Genomic DNA, 20,846 nt, shown 5'->3' on the forward strand with positions numbered 1-20,846 from the left:
ATATTCTGCAAACTTATTGATATATAAATTTATTAGTTTTCAGCTCATGAAAACCTTTTAATGTTTTTTAATAAAAATATATAAAATGATTTTTAATTGAATTCCTGCATAATTTATATATATAACAGTTTATTTCCTACATTAGAATATTATTAGATTCATTATAAATTCGAAATTTAAAATAATAAATGAACCTATTATTTCAATTCTATATTATGAAATTGCACAACGGTAACATCTAAATAAATTTTAATGGGTATATCAAAAAATATTTTTGATATACCCATCATTTAATATTTTAATCTCCATAAGCTTTTTTAAATAAGTCTATTAATTCTTCTTTACTCGGAATTCTCGGACTTGTAGGAGTGCATCTATCCTCTAGTGCAACCTCTGCCATAGTATTAACTTTATTAAAAAATTCCCTTCTGTCTATTCCAGCTTCTTTTAAATTTCTAGGTGTATTTGTCAAGCTTAAAATTACATTTACAGCACAGATAAGACTCATTACTCCTTCCTCTACTGTAGAGCAGGGCAATCCTAAAAATTCAGCTATATTTCTGTACCTTAAAGCTGCTCTAGTACATGTGCCGCTATCCAGGTCAGCATTGTACTTAATAACATAAGGCAGCAATATGGCATTGGCTCTGCCATGAGGTATATGAAAAATTCCACCAAGTATATGAGCCATGCTGTGATTAATTCCAAGGGAAGCATTGGTAAAAGCCATACCTGCCATACAGGAGGCATTATGCAATTTTTCTCTTGCCTCTACATTATCACCATTTTTATAGGCTTCAGGCAAATACCTGATCACCAGTTTCATGGCCTGTTCAGCCAGCGCATCACTGAAATCTGAAGCTTTATTTGAAACATAGGCTTCTATTCCATGGGTAAAGACATCTATTCCTGTATCTGCAGTTATCCTTCCCGGCACTGTTTTAACAAAACTTGCATCTAATATGGCCACATCAGGTATTAAGTCATCATCAATCAATGAAACTTTCTTGTTTCCCGTAGTAATTATAGAAAAAGAGGTAACCTCTGAGCCTGTCCCACTAGTGGTGGGAATAGCAATAAACAGTGGTCTTCTGTAACCATCTTTACTATCTTTTAATATCCTCATGGTAAATGCCAATATGCTTTTTGCAGCATCAATAGAAGAACCGCCTCCTAATGCCACAATAACATCAGGTTTAAAAGCTATCATTTCCTTTGCGCCTTCCGCTACAACCTCCACAGGCGGATCCGGCCTAATTCCCGAAAACACTTTATATTCTACATTGTCATTTCTAAAAATGTCCGTCACTTTGTTTATAAAACCTGCTTTAACCATAAATGGATCTGTTATAATCAACGATTTTTTCTCTTTTAAATTCTTGAGATATTCCACGGAATTCATATCAAAATATACCACAGGTTTAATTTTAAATATGTTCATAAAAGAAGCCCTTCCTTCTGATATCAATTAATTTTATTTATTCAATTTGTCCATTATAGTCTTCACAATGTTCTGAACATAATCTTCCGATAAATTTGAGGATTCACAGGAGGACTGTGATTCTGCATTAACACTTGCTTTTATATCTTCCAATTCTCTAACTCCGTAAGCCATTCTTCTTATATTCAACAAATTGACAGGTCCTACATTATCCGAAGTGGCACTTCCTCCTACAGCTCCGCAGCCCAATGTGAGAGCCGGTACAAGATTTGTAGCACCTCCAATACCTCCCAATGCTCCCGGAGTATTTACAAGTATTCTTGACACAGGTTTTGTAAGTGCAAATTTTTTTATTATTTCCTCATTATTCGAATGAATTATAAGAGTATGCCCTTTTCCCTCATTCATCAGTAATTCAATGCACCTGTCGCATGCTGCTTCCCAATTCTCCTCACAATAAAATGCAAGTATTGGGGTGAGCTTCTCCCGTGAATAAGGATTTTTCTTGCTGACTGTAGTCTGCTCTGAAATAAGAACTTTAGTGTATTCCGGTATACTTATCCCTGCAAGCTGTGCCAGAACCTGGGCGCTTTTCCCCACTATCTGAGGATTCATAGTTCCATTGGCCCTTAAAATAAATTTGCCCAATTTTTCAGATTGTTCTCTGCTTAAAAAATATACATTCTGTCTTTTCAATTCTTCTATCACTTTATCTTTAATGCAGCTCTCTACAACTATGGACTGCTCTGAAGCACATATTACCCCGTTGTCAAAAGTCTGGCTGTCCACTATCCTCTTTACTGCCAATGGTATATCCGCTGATTTTTCTATAAATGCAGGCCCATTTCCAGGACCAACTCCCAGGGCCGGATTTCCTGAACTATAGGCTGCTTTGACCATGGCCTCTCCACCTGTAGCAAGTATCAGAGCTATATCTTTGTGTTTCATAAGTTCATTGGTGCCTTCCATGGAAAGAATTGTCATAGCGCCAATTATTCCATCAGGTGCTCCTGCTTCCACTGCAGCTTCATTCAATATTTTTACAGTTTCAATAATGCAGTTTTTAGCGGACGGATGCGGCGAAAATACTATTGCATTCCCTGCCTTTAAAGCTATGATTGATTTATACATAACCGTGGAAGTGGGGTTGGTGGAAGGTATAAGTCCTGCTATAACACCTACTGGAACAGCCACTTCCATTACCTTTTTATCCTTGTCATCATTTATAATTCCTACAGTTTTCATATCTTTTATATTATTGTAAACTACTCTGCTGGCAAATTTATTTTTTACAACTTTGTCCTGCCATTTTCCAAAGCCTGTTTCCTCGTGAGCCATTTTTGCAAGTCTTACAGCTTCCCTTTCAGAGGCTCTTACCATGTTCTCTACTACCCTGTCCACCTTTTCTTGTGAAAATTTGCTAAACTCCTGCTGGGCTTTTTTGGCTTTTGCTATAAGAGTTCTTACCTGCTGTATTGACTGTAAATCTTTGTCTATTATCTCCATATATTTCATTCTCCTCTCAAATATCTAGTTAAATATAAGGTTTGCCTGTAGTGGATACAGGATTTTGTCCCATTGACTTTAATATAGACAGTCCTACTTCCCTGGCCGCAATCACCGATTGTCTTACAGCTCCCGAATCACCAGTTATAGTTATAATCACCTCATTGGAATAGGATGTTCCTCCGGCAGGGCTGGCATAAGTTACCAAATCAACATTTGCAGTTTTTAATGCCGTATCCGCCATTACAACCCCTATACCTGCAGGTGCTCCTACAATTATTCCAAAGGCTTTTCCTATAGGAGCACCAAAGGCCTTGTTCAGTGCCAGACTTGCCCTGGCAGTATAGTGTAGTTCCACATGTCCTGCGTCACATCCATATACATCCCCCATGGTTCTCTCCGTATCTTTAAGAGCGACTTCTACTGCCCTTCTAGCATCAGATACATCCTCTGCCGCCAAAATTATAAGTGCCCCATGACCTGCACCACCTTTTGTATCTCTCGGAAGTTCAATACTAAGAACTTCCGTATTAGTAGCTTTTACTGCTTCGTCAGCAGCCATTATCTGAGGTCCTGCTCCTGTTCTGTCACTTATTATCCCTATAGAACGATATTTTTTATTCAATCCCATCTTATCGTGCAAAAATCCATCAACATTTGCAATGACCAGTCCAACTGTATCTCCTATGGCCGTTCCTACAAATTCAGTTATAGGTGATGTTTCACTCATCAAATCCGCCTCCTTTTTTACCTGTTCAACATTTTTCTCCAAATTGTTGTTTGTCTGTGCCTTTTTTAATTCAGATGATCTATTTATGATTTTGTTTACATCCTTCATGTCAATATTTTTCAAGTTTATATTTTTTCCTACTTCCTGTAAAACCTTTTCCATCAAATCATTATTCATATCAAATACCCCTGTTCAATTATTCCGCTGCTTCTGCAATTTTAGGTAATATTTTTTCTACATCCGTATGGGGCCTTGGAATAACATGTATCGATATAACCTCCCCTATTCTTTTAGCTGAAGCTGCACCGGCATCCGTAGCTGCCTTCACTGCTCCCACATCACCTCTTACCATAACGGTTACAAGTCCCGAGCCAATTTTTTCATATCCTATTAAAGTAACATTTGCTGCCTTTACCATTGAATCTGCAGCTTCAATAGCTCCTACCAGGCCTCTTGTTTCTATCATTCCTAATGCTTCTTGTCCCATAAAAATAATACCTCCATAAATTTTAGTTTTTATTTTAATTAAATTTTATTACTAAACAAGTAAAATTTTTTTGACAAATTCGACTAGCTTTTGTATTATATATATAAATTATTATTGTATTTTCTTGATATATTGAGCTAATTATATATAAATCGATTAAATTTCAATTGAATAATTTAATATTGCATGACATCACTTAAATTATGGGGAGAAGGGTATTATGGATTTATTGAAAAATATTAAGTTTGAGGATATAATTGATGTAAAAGCTCTGCAGGACATCCAGGACAGACTGACAAAATTAGTTAAATTTCCTACAATCATTGTGGATATAAACGGTATGCCTGTATGCAAGGAAAGTAATTTCACTCCCTTTTGTTCATTGATGCGTTCTTCTCCAAAGGGAAGAAAAAACTGTATATTATGTGATTCCCAGGCCAGTTTTTTAGCCATGAGAGATAAAAACCCCAGGATATACACCTGCCACACAGGCCTCATGGACTCCACAGCTCCTATTATCGTAAATAATTATTATCTTGGCGGAGTATTAGGTGGACAAGTTCTCATAAAAGGCAAACATAATAAAGATTCCATAAATTTAGGAAAAATCTCAAAAGAGTACGAAATACCCATTGAAAAATTGAAAAAAGTAACTGAATCACTTCAATTTGTTGAAATCGATTATCTTCACAACTGTGTGGAATTCTATAATTTTCTAGCAAGCTATATAGCTGAAATGGGAATTCACAGAATCACACAGGAAAACTTGTTGAAGGAAAGTGAAGAAAAATCAATATTGGAAAATCAAGCTAAAAAAATGCAGCTTAAAACCATCCAGGCTCAGATCAATCCACATTTTTTATTCAATACACTAAATACCATAGCCAGAATGGCTTTAATAGAAAATGCTCCCAAAACAGAAGATTTGCTGTATACTCTATCAGATCTTTTAAGATACAGCCTTAGAAATTCTGAAGAATTTCCCAAACTGAGTTCTGAAATTGATTACACGAAAAGATATCTGCTCATACAAAATATGAGATTTAGCGACAGAATGACCTATAGAATTGAAGTGGATGAAGCCATACTGGATTGTAGAATTCCTGCTATGACCATACAGCCTATAGTTGAAAATTCTCTGTCACATGGCCTGAATTCACAAACTGAAGAAGGCGAAATTATAATAAAAGGCGGTTTGACTCCAGAGAAAGATATTTTAATCGAAATATCCGACAACGGCGTAGGTATTGATAAAAACCTGCTTGCACTTTTGAACAACAGCGATATAATGTCAGAGAAATTGGGGATAGGGATAAGGAACACCAACAACAGGCTAAAGCATTATTTCGGCAGTAAATATGGTTTAAAAATAAAAAGCAAACTGAATATAGGCACAAAGGTAGAAATTCGCATTCCAAGAATCAAAGCATGAAAATTGAAAAATTTTAGCAGGAGGTTAATAATTATGTACAAGCTGTTGATCGCAGAAGACGAACCCTTAGAAAGAAAAGCTTTGCGTATAATACTTCAAAAACATTTTTATAACATTGACTTACTTGAAGATTGTAAAAATGGTTGTGAAACGGTACTCAGTGCCAAAATCTACCGGCCAAATATAATACTCATGGATATAAGAATGCCAAAGAAAAATGGTCTTGAAGCTCAAAGGGAAATAATAGATTTCCTGCCCAACGTAAAAACCATTATATTGACGGCTTATGAAAAATTCGACTATGCCAAAGAAGCCATAGAATATGGAGTATCAAATTATATACTAAAACCCGTAAGACCTAATGATTTAAAATGTGCTGTGACTAAAGCTTTAAATTCCATAGAAAAATTTGATTCTTCTAATACAGGCAACAATATATCCAGGTCTTCTTTTAATAACAATTCAAATCCCTCTGAGGATACCATAAAGTCTATTCTGAAATATATAGACAATAATTTCAGCAGTCAGATAAACCTTACTTCTGCAGCTAATTTCGTACATTTAAATCCCCAATATCTGAGCAGATATTTCAAACAAAAAACAGGTGTTACATTTATACAGTATGTTACCAGATTAAGACTTGAAAAAGCAAAGAAACTTCTTATAACTACCGATAAGTCCATAACTCAGGTAGCTTTGGAAGCGGGTTATCTGGATGTGGCCTATTTCAGCAAGGTATTCTTGAAAAATGAAAAATTATCTCCTCATAAATTCAAAATGAAAAACAGCAATAAAATATAAAATGACTGCTGCAAAATAAAAATTTTGCAGCAGTCACTTCAATCATCTAGCTTACTCCACCGATTTTACACACCAATCCAAATTTTTCTACTATATTCTTAAGCCTATTCATGTCTTTACTGGAAGGTGGATCTATTGGCGGCATTTTGTATTTATACCCCAGATAGCTGTATTTATTTTCACCCAGCCTGTGATAAGGCAGAAGGTGTATTTCTCTTACATTTTTAAGAGATACTACAAACTCAGATAATTTTACAATGTTATCCTCATCATCATTAAATCCTGGAATCACGGGAACCCGTATAATAAGCTGTGTCCCAGAACCGGCAATAATCCTTGCATTTTCAAGTATGATTTCATTGCCCTGCCCTATATATTCCCTGTGCTTTTTTGAATCCATATGCTTTATATCCATCAAAACCAGATCTAAAAACGGCAGTATCCTTCTTAAAACCTGCTGGCTGGTAAATGCGGCAGTTTCCACTGCAGTATTCCATCTATTCGCCCTGCACCCTTTCAGCAGTTCTTCAACAAAATCCACCTGAACCAATGCCTCTCCTCCAGAAAGAGTTATGCCTCCCCCGGAACGTCTATAGTACATATTGTCCTTTTTTAATTCACCTATAACTTCTTCAACTGTCTTTTCAATACCTGACATTTCAAGGGCATTGGCATAACAATTTTCCACACATTTCCCGCATTTAATGCATTTTTCTTGATCTATTCTATAGGGAAGTTTAAAATCCACTGCATTTACGGGACAAACTTCTTTGCATTTCCCACAGCCTATACAATTTTTGGATATGAACATCACCTGAGGTTCCCTGCACTGGGATTCTGGATTACTGCACCATCTGCAGGAAAGTGGACATCCCTTTAAAAACACTATGGTTCTAATGCCCGGCCCATCGTGTACTGAAAATCTTTGAATATCAAATACAATTCCCTTTTCTCCTAAATTTACGGTTTCATTTAGCATATCTTCACCTCTAATCATCAAGCTTTTTAAAAGAAGAAGGAAGTAGTTTTAAAAACCGCTTCCTTCTATGGTTTTAAATCAATATTATATACTATAAAGTTTGTTCAGTTCTCCTAATAATATCATCCTGAATGGACTTGTCCAGAGATGTAAAATGTGCACTGTATCCAGCTACACGCACTACCAGACTCTTATACTTGTCAGGATTTTTCTGGGCATCTAAAAGGGTTTCTCTGCTGACTACATTAAATTGTACATGCATACCCTTTTGATCGAAGAAAGTACGAACAAGAGCTGACAAATTCTCAAGTCCAGACATTCCTGCAAGGGCAGAAGGATGAAACTTTTGATTGAGAAGAGTACCATTGGAAGCTTTGCAGTGATCTATTTTTGCCACGGAATTTACTGCTGCAGTAGGTCCGCTCACATCTCTTCCTGAAGCTGGTGAAACTCCATCTGCCAGCGCTTCTCCCGCCAGCCTTCCATCTGGAGTAGCTCCCGTCTGCTGTCCCATGGATACATTGGCAGATACCGGATAAAGTCCTGGCTGGAATCTTCCTCCCCTTGGATTTTTATATTTTTCTACCTCATCGCAGTAAATAGCTGCGGCCTCTCTTGCAAATTCATCAACCTCATCTATATCATTGCCATATTTAGGGGCCTTGTTCAACAGCATCTGCCGTACATTTTCCCCTTGAATACTCCCAACTGAATTATTATTAGATGAAACTTTATTCTTTTCATCTATTAAATTTTGAATTATAGATATTATGGTCTCGCTGCTCAAATTTTCAACACCATTTATGTTCTTTACACTATTTGCTATTTCAATTGCTTCATTTCCTATTGAAGCTGACTTCCCAAAATTAGAATCAAGGGCTTCTTTTAATTCTCCGGCAGATATTTTTTTCTCTTCAAACACAAGTTTTTTGATAACTTCCAGTGAGTCTGCTACATTTGCAATCCCGACTCCCTGCGGTCCTGTGAAATTATAATGTGCTCCACCCTGTTCCAAAGCTTTTCCTTTGGATATACAATCGTCTGTCATAGAAGATAAAAATGGCAGCGGTCCTCTTTCAGCGTGGGCAATGTCCACACTATTATCTGCATTTACCAAGAGCTTTACAAAATAATTCATCTGTTTCTCAAAAGCTTTTAAAAATTCATCAAAGGAGGTAAAAGATACAAAATCACCTGTATCAAGTCCAATTTTCTTTCCGCTGCTGTATCCATTATTTATGGTTATTTCAAGCACTTTTGCTATATTAAAGAAAGCTGCATCATGCCATCCCTGAGTTTTACCGCCCTTTTGCGGTTCTACACAGCCTATGATTCCATAATCCCTTGCATCTTCCAGAGTAACGCCCCTATTAGTTAAAGATGGTATAATGACCTCATCGCTGTAATAAGCGGGCATTCCCAGACCAAGGCGGGTAACCTCCCCTGCCTTTAACATAAGATCTTCCGGAGTCTTGTTCCAAACTCTTATTGATATGGATGGCTGCGGCAGCTGTGTATGTTCAGTAGCTTCCAGACACATATAGGATAATTCATTGGTGGCATCCCTGCCGTCTATAGTTTGTCCACCTACTATCAGGTTCTGGAACATGGGATATCCTCCAAAGGATTTTGTGGATGCCTCATCACGTACCTTATTTACGTCATTGAATTTAACCCACAGACAGTCCAAAAGTTCCTGAGCTGTTTCCTGATTTATCCTTCCACTTTTGATATCTTTCTCAAAATAAGGATAGATATATTGATCAAATCTCATGGGAGAAATGGAATGCCCATTGGACTCTATTTGTATAACAGATTGTACGAACCAAAATGACTGAAGTGCTTCATAGAAATTTGAAGCTGGATTTGCAGGTACTGTCCTGCAATTTTTTGCAATTTGCAGCAGTTCTGCCCTTCTTCCGGATTCTGATGTTTCATCTGCCATCTTTTCAGCAAGTTCTGCAAAACGGCCTGCAAAATCAATTACTGCTTTTGAGGTTATAATTACAGCATCCAGAAAATTTTTCTTTTTTATATATTCCGGATCAGCTTTGTCGCTCTTTGATTTTTCCGCTTCTGCATCGGCTATTATTCCCTTGAATCCCTTTTCAAGCACCTTGCCATAATCTACGCAAATATGTCCAACTCCATTGAAATAGTAATTTCCAACAGTAAATACTCCTTCATCCATAGCTTCTATGGTTTCATCAAACATTAGCTTTGTAGCAAATTCGTTTACAGTTTTGCCATCCCAATATTTAAACACTTCTCTAAGCTGGGATTTGACCTCGTCAGATATTAGGAATACATCTCCCTTTCTCTTAGCCAGAGTATCAAACTCATCTAGCAGCCATTTATTGGAGTATTCAGGGAAAATTTGAGCTGCCCTTGGTTTCTTGGTTAGATTTCCTACAATTAATTCTCCATTTCGTATTACTATGGTCATTTTATTTAATATTTTCTCCAATGCCTTTGCTCTTCGAATTATGACTGGATAATCTTCTGTTTCCTTAAAAGATTGAGTAATTAAAATAGCTCTTTCCGATTCAATTTCTGGAGTTACGGAATACAGATCATCTTTCAGTTTTTCTATTCTGTCACTCTTAGTCATATTATACAAATCATTTAAAACCTTAGTCACAAAAAAACCTCCTTTTATTTGCTAAATCATCTTTTAATTCTTTTATAGTTAAATTCTATTACTAAAAGATAAAAGGTTTTTAAAAAATTTCGACTAAGTTTTGTATTTTATAGATTAGAATATGATGTATTATTTTGACATGGTGAAAAACTATCCACACCATAATCTTACTGTCAAACCAATAAAATAGAGCAGATGATTGTAATAAAATCAGCTGCTCTATTTATATAGACAATTTTAAAAATATTACTTAGCCAGATTAAGTATTTTCACTACATCTTCTTTACCTATCTTTACAAACTGACCTACGGTTTTAGTATCATTATCCGTGCATTTGTCTGCCATTTCTTCTATCTTATCTTCAGGTATATTTCCTTCTTTTAAATTGGTAGGAAGACCCATGGATTTAAAAAATGCAGTGAGCCTCTTTATACCTTCCAGTGCAATGTCTTCAGGGCAATTATATGAGAGATCTACATCCCAGACTCTTACTGCAAATTGTACAAATCTATTTATATCATGTTTATATACATACTTCATCCATGCTGGAAAAACGATTGCAAGTCCTGCTCCATGGGCAATATCAGTTTCTCCACTTAACTCATGTTCAATTTTATGAGATGCCCAGTCTCCAATCCTGCCTGTACTCAATGAATCATTATGTGCTATGGTTCCTGTCCACATGATCTCCGCCCTGGCATCATAATTTTCAGGTTCCTTCAAAACTATAGGTGCATTATTTATGACAGTTCTAAGTGCAGCCTCGCAAAGTCTGTCAGTAAGATCCACATGCTTTACATTGGTAAAATATCTTTCCATTATATGTGCCATAATATCTGCTGCACCGCAGGCAGTCTGATAAGCCGGCAGCGTAAATGTAAGCTCCGGATTCATAATTGAAAAAGCAGGTCTTATGAGCACCGTGTTCAGTCCTTTTTTATACCATCCATCTTCATTCATGATAACGGAGCTGTTGCTGGCTTCAGTTCCCGTAGCCGGAAGAGTTATTACGACTCCCACAGGAAGTGACTCCTTGACCTCAGCTTTTCCACAGTAGAAATCCCATACATCACCCTCATAAGGTACTCCTACTCCAATTGCTTTGGCAGTATCTGCCGCACTTCCTCCACCTACGGACAATATGAATTTTATATCATTTTCCCTGCAGATTTTTATGCCCTCTTTAACGGGTCCCAATCTGGGATTAGGTTTTATTCCAGGAAGTTCTATAAACTCAATTCCATTTTCCTTTAAGGATTTTACTACCCTGTCATAGAGCCCGGATCTTTTTATACTTCCACCGCCGTAACAAAAAAGAATTTTTTTAGATTTAGAATACTCTTTTACCTTGCTCCCAACGAATCTTTCAGTGTCCCTGCCAAAAATGATTTCTGTAGCATTCTTAAAAATAAAATTTTCCATACAAGCCCCTCCTTGTCAAACTTTACTTATTACATATATTATATTTTAACACTTATTACTAAATAGTTACAGATAAAAATTAAACGTCATTCTGTATCATTTCAATTTTAGCTTGGAAAGTGCCTCCGCCATTGCTGAATTTATAGGTTTTTCATTTTCTTTCTTTATTTTTTTCATATATTTTGAAACATCTTTTTTATTCAACTTATTTTCAGATTCTTTAAATTTTTTGTTGAAAAGTGACGCTTTTTCTCTAAAACTGCAATTAGGGCATACATATATTTTGCCCTTGCCCTCTCCTCTGAGTTCAAGCTTTTTATGACATTCAGGGCATCTTGCATTGGTAAATCTGCTTATATTTTCCCTGTAGCCGCAGGTTCTGTCCTGACATACATACATAATTCCATTTCTTCCTTTTACCTGAAGCATATATTTACCACAGTTGGGACATTTTTTACCCGTAAGATTGTCATGTACAAATTTATCCCTGCTATTTTTTACATCATCCACCAATCTGACTGCATATTTTTTCATTTTTTGTGAAAACACTCCTGGATTTTCATTTCCAAGGCTTATATTTTCAAGTTCCCTTTCCCATTTTGCCGTCATAAGAGGTGATTTGAGCCCGGCAGGCACCAGATCTATAAGCTGTTTTCCCTTGGAAGTCGGTATAATTTCCTTGCCCTTTTTTTCTACATAAAACATGTTAAACAGTTTTTCTATTATATCTGCTCTGGTTGCAACAGTTCCTATACCGCCGGTTTCCCCCAGGGTTTTCGCACTTTTACTGTCCAATTTAACATATTTCTGCGGACTTTCCATAGCAGACAAAAGAGTTCCCTCATTAAACCTGGCAGGTGGTTTCGTCTGAAGTCTGTTCAATTCCACAGTCCTTATATTTAAGATGTCTCCCTTTTTTATTTTTGGAAGCACCTGATTGCCTTCTTCCCCTTCAGTTTCCACAGTGTTTCCTCTTTCATATACCATTTTCCATCCCCTGGATTTCACCACATTTCCCCTGGCTGTGAACATCTCTCCTGCAATATCTGCTCTTATGGAAGTCTGGACATATTCATAGGGAGGAAGCATGACAGACAAAAATCTTTTTACAACCAGATCATACACATTCATCTCTTCAGTGCTCAATTTAGATAGTTGAACTCTCTCCTCCGTGGGAATTATAGCATGGTGATCTCCAATTTTACTGTTATCTACAAAACCCTTATGGGCATTTATTTTTTTGCCCATTATCTGCTGTGCAAATTTTTTATAGTTTCCCAGTGAAATGGCCTTCAGTCTTTCAGGTATGGTCTCCGCCACATCCGTTGAAATATACCTGGAATCGGTTCTTGGATAAGTCAATATCTTATAATTTTCATAAAGCCTCTGCATTATTGAAAGCGTCTCTTTAGCTGAATAATTGAATATTCTGTTGGCATCTCTTTGAAGTTCGGTCAAATCATATAGGGCGGGTGAAAATTTTCTCTTGTCGCTCTCAATTACATCAACTACAGTGCAACTACTGCTCCTGGTTCTTTTTACAATGTCTTCGGCCCTGTCCTTGTCAAATATATTTGCTCCGCCGCTTTTCTTGTCAATCCATTTCAATTTAAACTTGTCTGAGCTGGCAGTGATCTCATAATAATCCCTGGGCTTAAAATCATCTATCTCTTTCTCTCTGGCAACTATCATGGCCAGAGTTGCAGACTGCACCCTTCCTGCAGTAAGCTGTGCATTGTATTTGCAGGTAAGAGCACGTGTTATATTGAGTCCCACCACCCAGTCCGCTTCAGCTCTGCACTGTGCAGCTCTGTATAGATCATCATATTTTGTAGAAGATTTTAGATTTCTAAATCCCTCTTTTATGGATTTATCCGTTTGAGAAGATATCCACAGCCTTTTAAGAGGTTTTTTTATTCTGGCCTTTTCTATTATCCACCTGGCCACCAGTTCCCCTTCTCTTCCAGAATCTGTGGCAATTATTATTTCCCCTATATCCTTCCTGTTCATCTGGGACTTTACCACATTAAACTGCTTTCCGCTCTGCTTTATAACTACCAGTTTGAATTTTTCTGGAAGCATGGGCAGATCTTCCATATTCCAATTCTTGTATTTTTCATTATAGACTTCCGGATCCGCTAATGTAACCAAATGGCCAAGTGCCCAGGTCACTACATATTTATCTCCCTCCAGATAGCCTGAATTTTTCCTGTTGCATCTAAGTACTCTAGCCAGGTCCCTTCCTACAGAAGGTTTCTCAGCCAATACCAATATCTTATTCATATCTATTTCCTTTCATCATAGATTAGACTTGAAAAAATTAGGGATAGTTTAAAATTACTATCCCTAAAGCCTCTTGTTATATTATAGTATTTATTATGAAGATTTACAAGCTAGGAAGCCTCCTCCTGCAATATAAGCCTGATTTACAATCCAATGCAATTATTATTTCCATGTCATTTCTATTTTTTCCAAATTATAGTTGACAAAATAATGGACTTATAATATTATATTAAGAAACATGAACTTACATAAATTTACTTATAAGTTATTGATAATTTTCTATAACTGACTGGCAAACCGGAGGTTACATCTTGAAAATGTAATCTCCGGTTTTTTGGTACAAAAAAATAAGGAGGAAATCAAAATGTCACAAAAAAATTTAAAATTTGACACATTAAAAGTAAGAGGAGGATATGATTCCAGCAGGCACAATCATTCTGTTTCAGTCCCAATTTATGAAACAGCCGCCTTTGATCTGGGAAGTACAGACAGAGCCAAAAGATTATTTTCATTTACAGAACCTGGATTTATCTATACCAGGCTGAGCAATCCTACAGTAGAGGTCCTGGAACAAAGAGTTGCACAATTAGATGGTGCTTCCGGTGCAGTTGCCGTCAGTTCTGGAATGGCCGCAATAACCTATACCCTTTTCAACCTTGCCGAAAATGGCGGGAGAATACTTACCACTCCATACCTTTATGGAGGGACACTGGACGGCTTCAAAAAACTTTATCCCAAATTTGGAATAAGTATAGACAGATTTAAGGATTTCAATAATCCGGAAGCCCTAGCCAAAGAAATAAAGCCGGACACCAGGGCAGTATTTGTTGAAAGCATAAGTAATCCAAACACTTCAGTAACTGACATAGAAAAAATTGCAGAAGTAGCCCACGAACATGACATACCACTTGTAGTAGACAATACTTTTGCAACTCCATATCTTTTGAATCCAATAAAATATGGTGCCGACATCGTAATCTACTCAGCCACAAAAGCGCTTAACGGACACGGCAATATTATTGCGGGCATAATTCTCGAGAGCGGTAAATTCAACTGGGCCAATGGAAAATTCAATCACTTTCTGGAACCCTATTACACTTTAAGAGATGAAAATGACAGATATAGAAATTTTCTTGAATTATTCCCTGATTTTCCGTTTACCACAAGAATAAGAATGAACTATTTAAATTATTTTGGTTCTTCTTTAAGCCCCTTTGATGCCTATCTTGCACTAATAGGATTGGAGACCCTGTCTGAAAGAGTAAAAAAGCAAGTTGAAAATACTGAAAAAGTAATTGGTTACCTTGAAAAAAATGATAGAGTTTCATGGATAAAATACCCTAATTTAAAAAATAATTCCTACAAGAAATTAGCTGAAAAGTATCTTCCAAGAGGAGCCGGATCCGTATTTACTTTTGGATTCAAGGGCACTGATTCTGAGATAGATAAATTTTTAAATTCACTAGAACTATTCAGTTACCATACCAATGTGGGAGACTCAAGATCTCTGATTGTCAATTCACCAAAAACAACACACAGCGAACTTACACCAGAGGAAAAGAAACTTTCAGATCTACTCCCTAATACAATAAGAGTTTCTATAGGGTTAGAGGATGCAGGAGATCTTATAGATGATCTGGAACAGGCCTTTAAAAAAGTTTCTGAAACTTCTGAAACAAGGGAAATAAGAAGCAAAGAAGTTATCAGATAATTAAGCTATACTGCTATCATAAATTAGAGATATGGAAAAATGGGGGAATTATTATGAATAAAATCACTAGAATAGTTGCTGCATTGCTGCTGGTTGCAGCAGTGCCAGCTCTTGCTTCCTGCGGGAAAAGCACACCCACTTCTTCAAGTAAAAATGGGACAACAAGTAAATATAAATACGGTAAATTGAAAATTCAAGCTCTTGGAGGCGGTGTTTGTGGTGCCCCAGCCTACATAGCTAAAGAAAAAGGTTTTTTTGAAAAAGAAGGATTTGACGTGACTCTCGTAAGCGGAACATTTGAACAACAGAAAACCGGCCTTGCAAGCGGCAATTTCACCGTTACAAATGGTGACTTTCAATTTTTCCCTTCAGTCCAGCAGGGCCTTGATATAAAAGTTATAGGTGGGCTCCATAAAGGCTGCATAAAACTGGTCGTACCACCTAATTCGCCAATAAAAACTGCAAAAGATTTAAAAGGTAAAAAAATAGGTGTAGATGAAATAGGAGGAACTCCCATGGCCATAACAAGTGTAGTTTTGGCAAACAGCGATATTGATCCAACAAATGATGTCAAGTGGGTTCCTTACCCTCTTGACCAGCTCACAAAAGCTATTTCAAAGGGCGATGTGGATGCTTTCGCCGCCTGGGATCCATTTGCCACCCTGGCTGAAAAAAATAACAATTACAGAGTTTTAACGGATATCGCACAAGATCCACTATTCAAGGGAAAATCATGCTGTTTCTTATATGCTTCCAGCAAGGAAATCAAAGAAAATCCAGAAAAAATTGCAGCTCTTGTAAGGGCTTATAAAGCAGCAGATGAGTGGATCTCAGCACATCCAGAAGAAACCGCAAAAATTGAACTTGACAAAAAATATGTATCTGGCGGTGATTTAAAATTAATTACCGAACTCATAAAAAATTATGATTTCAAAGACACTACTGATGTTGCAAAAGATGATGTCAGATATTTCGTAAAACAGCTTAACAAGACAGGATTTTTGAAAAAGGATACTGATCCTGTTAAATTTGCCAATGACGTATATTACGATGCACTTGGAAATTCAAAAAATTAATGGAGGGAGAATTGACGTGAACGCTTTAAGTGAATCTGCAAATTCAGATACCATATCAAAATCAGAAATTTCACCGGAAAACATCAACAAAATACCTATTGTCAAAGCACCTGACACTGTAAACTGGAAACCCAAATCAAAAGTATGGCCCATTTTACAAATTGCCGCCTTTGCAGCGGCTCTGGCTGAAAGCATTGCTCTGCCTACAGTGCAGATGGTTAAAGATTTCCCATATAAGATAATGCTTATACTTTTTATAGCCTATCTTATTATAGGATATGCAGTTTCATTTTTTAATGAAAAATTGAGTCTAAAAGTAAATCATAAATCACAATTTTATTTTGCCATAGGAATTGGATTTACCATTTGGGACATTTTATCTACGAAAACCAACATACTGCCGCTTCCATTTTTCCCTGGACCTGCCCAAATAGTCCAGGTACTTGTGGAAGATTCCGGAACACTTTTAATAAGTACACTTTATTCTATGCGGCTTTTAGCACTTGGCTTCATTGCGGGTACAATTCTGGGACTTGTTTCAGGAATTTTAATGGGCTGGTATAAACAGTGGTACTACTGGTTTTTCCCGGTGCTGAAAATTATAGGTGTTGTGCCTGCAGTTGCATGGATACCCGTTGCAATGTCACTATTTCCTTCAACCTTGATTTCAGAAGTATTTTTAATTGTGCTCTGTGTATGGTTCCCCGTGGCTTTTATGGCCTGCGGGGGCATAGAAAACATACCCAGATCCTATTTTGAGGCAGCTAAGACACTGGGCGCCAATGAAAAATTTCTCATATTCAAGATAGCCATTCCAGGTGCCATGCCTTCTATATTTACAGGAATCTATACGGCTACAGGTCTTTCCTTCACTACACTTGTGGTTTCCGAGATGCTTGGTGCTGAGGCTGGACTTGGTTGGTATATAAACTGGGCAAAGGGCTGGTCAAATTATGCAAAAGTTTACGCAGCCATAGTCATTATGGCCATAGTCTTCTCAATTGTACTTGCAATAATATTCAGGATTAGAGACAGAGTACTTATATGGCAGAGGGGGCTTTTGAAATGACAAAATTATCCATCATAAACAACGCCTCCATCAAAATAAAGGATGTAAATAGAATATATATAGATGCAAATGGTAATCTTGTAGAAGCCTTGAGAAATATAAACCTGGCTATAAGAGCCGGTGAATTCATTTCATTTATAGGACCTTCGGGATGCGGCAAGACAACATTGATGAGACTCATAGCAGGGCTTGATAAACCTGAGTCCGGTGAATTATTCATTGACAATAAAAAAATAAATAATACCAGTTTCGAAAGAGGATATGTTTTTCAGCAGGCAAATCTTTTCCCCTGGGAAACAATAGAAAACAATATTGCCGCAGGACTCAAGGCAAGAAAAATCTACAAGGAAAACAGAGATAAAATTCATGAATATATAAAGCTTACCGGGCTTGAAGGATTTGAAAATTCATATCCACATCAGGTTTCAGGAGGTATGGCACAAAGGGCTTCCCTTGCCCGGGCACTTATAAATGATCCAAAAGTACTTCTGCTGGATGAGCCTCTTGGGGCACTGGATGCTTTTACAAGAATGGATCTCCAGGATAAGCTTGTTGAATTGTGGCAGAAAAGAGGCACTACCATGATACTGGTTACACACGACGTAGATGAGGCAATTTATCTGAGCAACAGAGTAGTAATTATGACACCTCGTCCCGGCAAGATAGAAGCAATTGCAGATATAAATCTTAAAAGGCCCCGGAATAGAACTGATCTGGAATTTACAGAATTAAAAAAAGAAATATTAAAAAAACTCCATTTTGCCGGAGAGCATTAATCAAATAATCCTCAGGTTCAGGCATAGCTTGCTTGTAAAGAATGTCTTTTTCAGCCTGAACCCAAAAATTTTCAGTTCTAAATTATTTCCTTTAGTTTTTCCAATGGCTTTATATAATCATACAGATTCACATATTCTGCTCTCAACTTATATACTGTATAGTTTTTGAATCTGCCATTTTGAATATATCTTGTTCTATTTTTGATGGTTAAAGATTTCAACACCCTATAAATTTCAGTAGGATATACTACTTTAGTCAATTTTCCGGAGACACATATGCTTTTGAATGTGTTATATTTTTCTGTCTTGCTTTCAAAATAAACATTGACTTTAGAATCATCTTCTACATCTTGGGTATTTTTATCTACAATAAAATACATATTTGCATAATCACTTATAAACTCATCTATATCTATAATGCATACCTTGTCAAATTTATCCATTATGATCAAATACGCTTTCTGGGAATGATCTATATATTTCATTGCATCATTTAATATTGCACTCATTTTTCATATCCCTTCCTCTCTAACATTTATTGAAATATTTGTAATATTGATTTTATCTTTACGCTATTAAAAAAAGATTAAATCTTACCTATTCGCAGAATTCAATCCTTACGGATAAGTTCAACTTAACCTCTAGTTTTCTAGTTAGTCAACTAAAATATTAAATTTACTCACAGAACCAAAAACTTCCTATGGAGAAACCACAGGAAGTTAAATCCTTTTATTTCTCATCTTTCAGGTTAACCTGCTGGAATTGGCACCATTGAATAATATAAATTCAGGTTGCCGGGTATCATAGGGCCAGTCCCTCCACCTCTCTTGATAAGAATCAATATTCAATTATTATTAAGTATATAATATAATTATCAAAGTATTTTGTCAATGCCAATTTTTTATTTCGCCTATCTCTTTTCAACTACTACAAGCATAGGAGGACAGTTGATCTGATTTTCAAAAGATATTTTGACTACATTGTATCTTTTTTGATCCAGGGTTTTCACATAACTTCCCAGGGCATCCTTTTCAGCCTTACCCTGCTGGTGTCCATAGTAGACTACTAAAATTACAGCTCCATTTTGCTGAAGCAGTTCAAGGGATTTTTCAACAGCAGCCAGTGTAGTTTCCGCCCTGGTGGTAATATCATGATTCCCGCCGGGAAGATATCCTAAATTAAAGATAATGAGTTTTACCTTTTCATGTATATATCTGTCCATGTTTTCATGTCCGTCATCTATGAGCTCCACCTGTGTCGACAAATTTCTCTCATTTATGTTCTTTTTTGTAATGTCAACTGCCTCTTTCTGTATATCGAAAGCATACACTTTCCCCGAAGTGCCTACAAGTTTTGCCAAAAGCACAGTATCATTGCCCTTTCCCATGGTTGCATCCACTGCAGTATCTCCTTTTTCCAATTTCTTTGCACACAGATCTCTCGCCAGTGCAACCGCATTGGTAAAATAGTTCTCCGCCACGCTGCTCAACTTCCTTTGCCCTATATGATACTAATAAGTATACTCCAACCCGTCAAACTTTTCACCAGTTTATGTGCTCTTTAATTTCGGCTTCCGGATTGAGCTTTACATCTTTTAAGGCCCATTTTCTAAATTCCTGATATCCGGTTCTGTCCACAATGTATCCCACGTGTTCTTTCCCGCCAGGAGCATTTTTATCCATATAGTTTTCTATATAGTCATAGGTATTTAGAATTATCCTTATTATGCTGTCTTCATCATCTATCCATCTGATGAATTCACGGCCGATTCTCGGATCCTTTTTTCCGGTTCTTCCCATTATAAGAAGCTTGTAATATTTTTTACCACTCCTTGTCCACGCACCTGCCGGACATTTGCCTACACATTCCCCGCAGCCTATACACTTGCTGCCATCTCTCACCACTTTGAAATTTTCAAAGCTGAGGGCATCTGCAGACCTGATCCTGCAGTTGTTGACACAGGACTTGCAGCCTATACACCTGTACCTGTCATACTGGGGCTCCGTCATGCCTACAATCCCAAAATCATGCATTCTGGCCTTTATACAGTCATTAGGACACCCTGTAAGGGCAATCTTCACATGATAGTCATTGGGAAATATGGCCTTTTCTATTTTTTTTGCAAAAGCAGTTGTATCGTAATTTGCAAAAGGACACACCCTGTTGCCTATACAGGCGCAGACATTTCTCGTACCTGAAGCCGGATACCCTCCATTCACATTACTCTGATTTATTTCAAGCCCTTCAATAACAGGCTGTATGAGTTCATTTATCAAGGATATGTTCTTCATGTCAATTCCGGGTATTTCAAATCCCTGTCTGGTTGTAATGTGAATTGTACCGTTCCCATACTCCTCTGAAATTTTTTGGAGAAGGGTAAAATACTCCGCCTTAATATGTCCTCCCGGCACTCTTATCCTTACGGCAGTTTTACCTCTTTCCTTGGTCACCCTGAATGCATTTTTTTTCAAGACTTTTGTATTGATGTCCAT

General features: G+C 37.0%; 17 protein-coding genes and 1 riboswitch. Of the genes, 6 read left to right on the top strand and 11 right to left on the bottom strand.

The annotated features are described in order from the left end of the window. Positions 1–298: 298 nt before the first annotated feature. Genes CLLU_RS08530 through eutM form a run of 4 tightly spaced genes read right to left on the bottom strand, consistent with a single transcriptional unit; the run spans position 299 to position 4,164 of the window. Entirely contained in the window at positions 299–1,441 is a 1,143-nt protein-coding gene (locus CLLU_RS08530) for a 1-propanol dehydrogenase PduQ (RefSeq protein WP_106009324.1), read from the bottom strand. Positions 1,442–1,474: 33 nt separating this feature from the next. Beyond that, positions 1,475–2,947 carry an acetaldehyde dehydrogenase (acetylating) gene (locus tag CLLU_RS08535; RefSeq protein WP_106009325.1) on the bottom strand — a complete coding sequence of 491 codons (1,473 nt, stop codon included), beginning with the start codon at positions 2,945–2,947 and terminating at the stop codon, positions 1,475–1,477. A 28-nt stretch (positions 2,948–2,975) separates the two neighbouring features. After that, complete coding sequence (gene pduB / locus CLLU_RS08540) at positions 2,976–3,854, bottom strand: propanediol utilization microcompartment protein PduB (protein WP_106009326.1); 879 nt, start codon at positions 3,852–3,854, stop codon at positions 2,976–2,978. A 19-nt stretch (positions 3,855–3,873) separates the two neighbouring features. Next, positions 3,874–4,164, bottom strand: a complete 291-nt coding sequence (gene eutM / locus CLLU_RS08545) for an ethanolamine utilization microcompartment protein EutM (protein WP_106009327.1) — start codon at positions 4,162–4,164, stop codon at positions 3,874–3,876. Between the two features lie 220 nt (positions 4,165–4,384). Between eutM and CLLU_RS08550 the strand changes: the two genes are divergently transcribed. After that, the gene (locus tag CLLU_RS08550) at positions 4,385–5,596 is read left to right on the top strand and encodes a sensor histidine kinase (protein WP_106009328.1); all 1,212 of its coding nucleotides are present in this window, start codon (positions 4,385–4,387) and stop codon (positions 5,594–5,596) included. A 33-nt stretch (positions 5,597–5,629) separates the two neighbouring features. Next, on the top strand, positions 5,630–6,397 hold the full coding sequence (locus CLLU_RS08555; RefSeq protein WP_106009329.1) for a response regulator transcription factor: 768 nt from the start codon (positions 5,630–5,632) through the stop codon (positions 6,395–6,397). 46 nt (positions 6,398–6,443) lie between these two features. Here CLLU_RS08555 and CLLU_RS08560 read toward each other — a convergent pair whose 3' ends face one another. The 4 genes from CLLU_RS08560 to CLLU_RS08575 all read right to left on the bottom strand — a co-directional run bounded on the left by CLLU_RS08560 (position 6,444) and on the right by CLLU_RS08575 (position 13,722). Then, positions 6,444–7,376, bottom strand: a complete 933-nt coding sequence (locus CLLU_RS08560) for a glycyl-radical enzyme activating protein (protein WP_106009330.1) — start codon at positions 7,374–7,376, stop codon at positions 6,444–6,446. A gap of 91 nt (positions 7,377–7,467) precedes the next feature. Continuing rightward, complete coding sequence (locus CLLU_RS08565; RefSeq protein ID WP_106009363.1) at positions 7,468–9,987, bottom strand: glycyl radical protein; 2,520 nt, start codon at positions 9,985–9,987, stop codon at positions 7,468–7,470. 276 nt (positions 9,988–10,263) lie between these two features. Next, positions 10,264–11,439: an iron-containing alcohol dehydrogenase gene (locus CLLU_RS08570; protein ID WP_106009331.1), complete on the bottom strand. Its 1,176-nt coding sequence runs from the start codon at positions 11,437–11,439 to the stop codon at positions 10,264–10,266. Between the two features lie 96 nt (positions 11,440–11,535). Next, the gene (locus tag CLLU_RS08575; RefSeq protein ID WP_106009332.1) at positions 11,536–13,722 is read right to left on the bottom strand and encodes a DNA topoisomerase III; all 2,187 of its coding nucleotides are present in this window, start codon (positions 13,720–13,722) and stop codon (positions 11,536–11,538) included. Between the two features lie 364 nt (positions 13,723–14,086). Between CLLU_RS08575 and CLLU_RS08580 the strand changes: the two genes are divergently transcribed. From CLLU_RS08580 to CLLU_RS08595, 4 genes are read left to right on the top strand one after another with little or no spacing between them, the layout of a single operon-like run. Continuing rightward, positions 14,087–15,433: an O-acetylhomoserine aminocarboxypropyltransferase/cysteine synthase family protein gene (locus tag CLLU_RS08580; RefSeq protein ID WP_106009333.1), complete on the top strand. Its 1,347-nt coding sequence runs from the start codon at positions 14,087–14,089 to the stop codon at positions 15,431–15,433. A 53-nt stretch (positions 15,434–15,486) separates the two neighbouring features. Further along, on the top strand, positions 15,487–16,509 hold the full coding sequence (locus tag CLLU_RS08585) for an ABC transporter substrate-binding protein (protein WP_106009334.1): 1,023 nt from the start codon (positions 15,487–15,489) through the stop codon (positions 16,507–16,509). Positions 16,510–16,525: 16 nt separating this feature from the next. Then, entirely contained in the window at positions 16,526–17,578 is a 1,053-nt protein-coding gene (locus CLLU_RS08590; protein WP_106009335.1) for an ABC transporter permease, read from the top strand. Next, positions 17,554–18,354, top strand: a complete 801-nt coding sequence (locus CLLU_RS08595) for an ABC transporter ATP-binding protein (RefSeq protein ID WP_106009336.1) — start codon at positions 17,554–17,556, stop codon at positions 18,352–18,354. The genes CLLU_RS08590 and CLLU_RS08595 overlap by 25 nt, the downstream gene beginning before the upstream one ends. Before the next feature lie 77 nt (positions 18,355–18,431). Here the strand turns inward: CLLU_RS08595 and CLLU_RS08600 are convergent, their stop codons facing one another. The 3 genes from CLLU_RS08600 to asrC form a co-directional block, all read right to left on the bottom strand. Next, on the bottom strand, positions 18,432–18,863 hold the full coding sequence (locus CLLU_RS08600) for a hypothetical protein (RefSeq protein ID WP_106009337.1): 432 nt from the start codon (positions 18,861–18,863) through the stop codon (positions 18,432–18,434). A 224-nt stretch (positions 18,864–19,087) separates the two neighbouring features. Next, positions 19,088–19,191: riboswitch (SAM riboswitch) on the bottom strand. A 73-nt stretch (positions 19,192–19,264) separates the two neighbouring features. After that, positions 19,265–19,834, bottom strand: coding sequence for a tRNA 5-(aminomethyl)-2-thiouridylate-methyltransferase MnmM (gene mnmM, locus CLLU_RS08605; protein ID WP_106009338.1), 570 nt, complete (start codon positions 19,832–19,834; stop codon positions 19,265–19,267). A gap of 61 nt (positions 19,835–19,895) precedes the next feature. Next, on the bottom strand, positions 19,896–20,846 hold the full coding sequence (asrC, locus tag CLLU_RS08610; protein ID WP_106009339.1) for a sulfite reductase subunit C: 951 nt from the start codon (positions 20,844–20,846) through the stop codon (positions 19,896–19,898).

It is taken from the genome of Clostridium luticellarii (genome assembly GCF_002995845.1).
Classification (GTDB): domain Bacteria; phylum Bacillota; class Clostridia; order Clostridiales; family Clostridiaceae; genus Clostridium_B; species Clostridium_B luticellarii.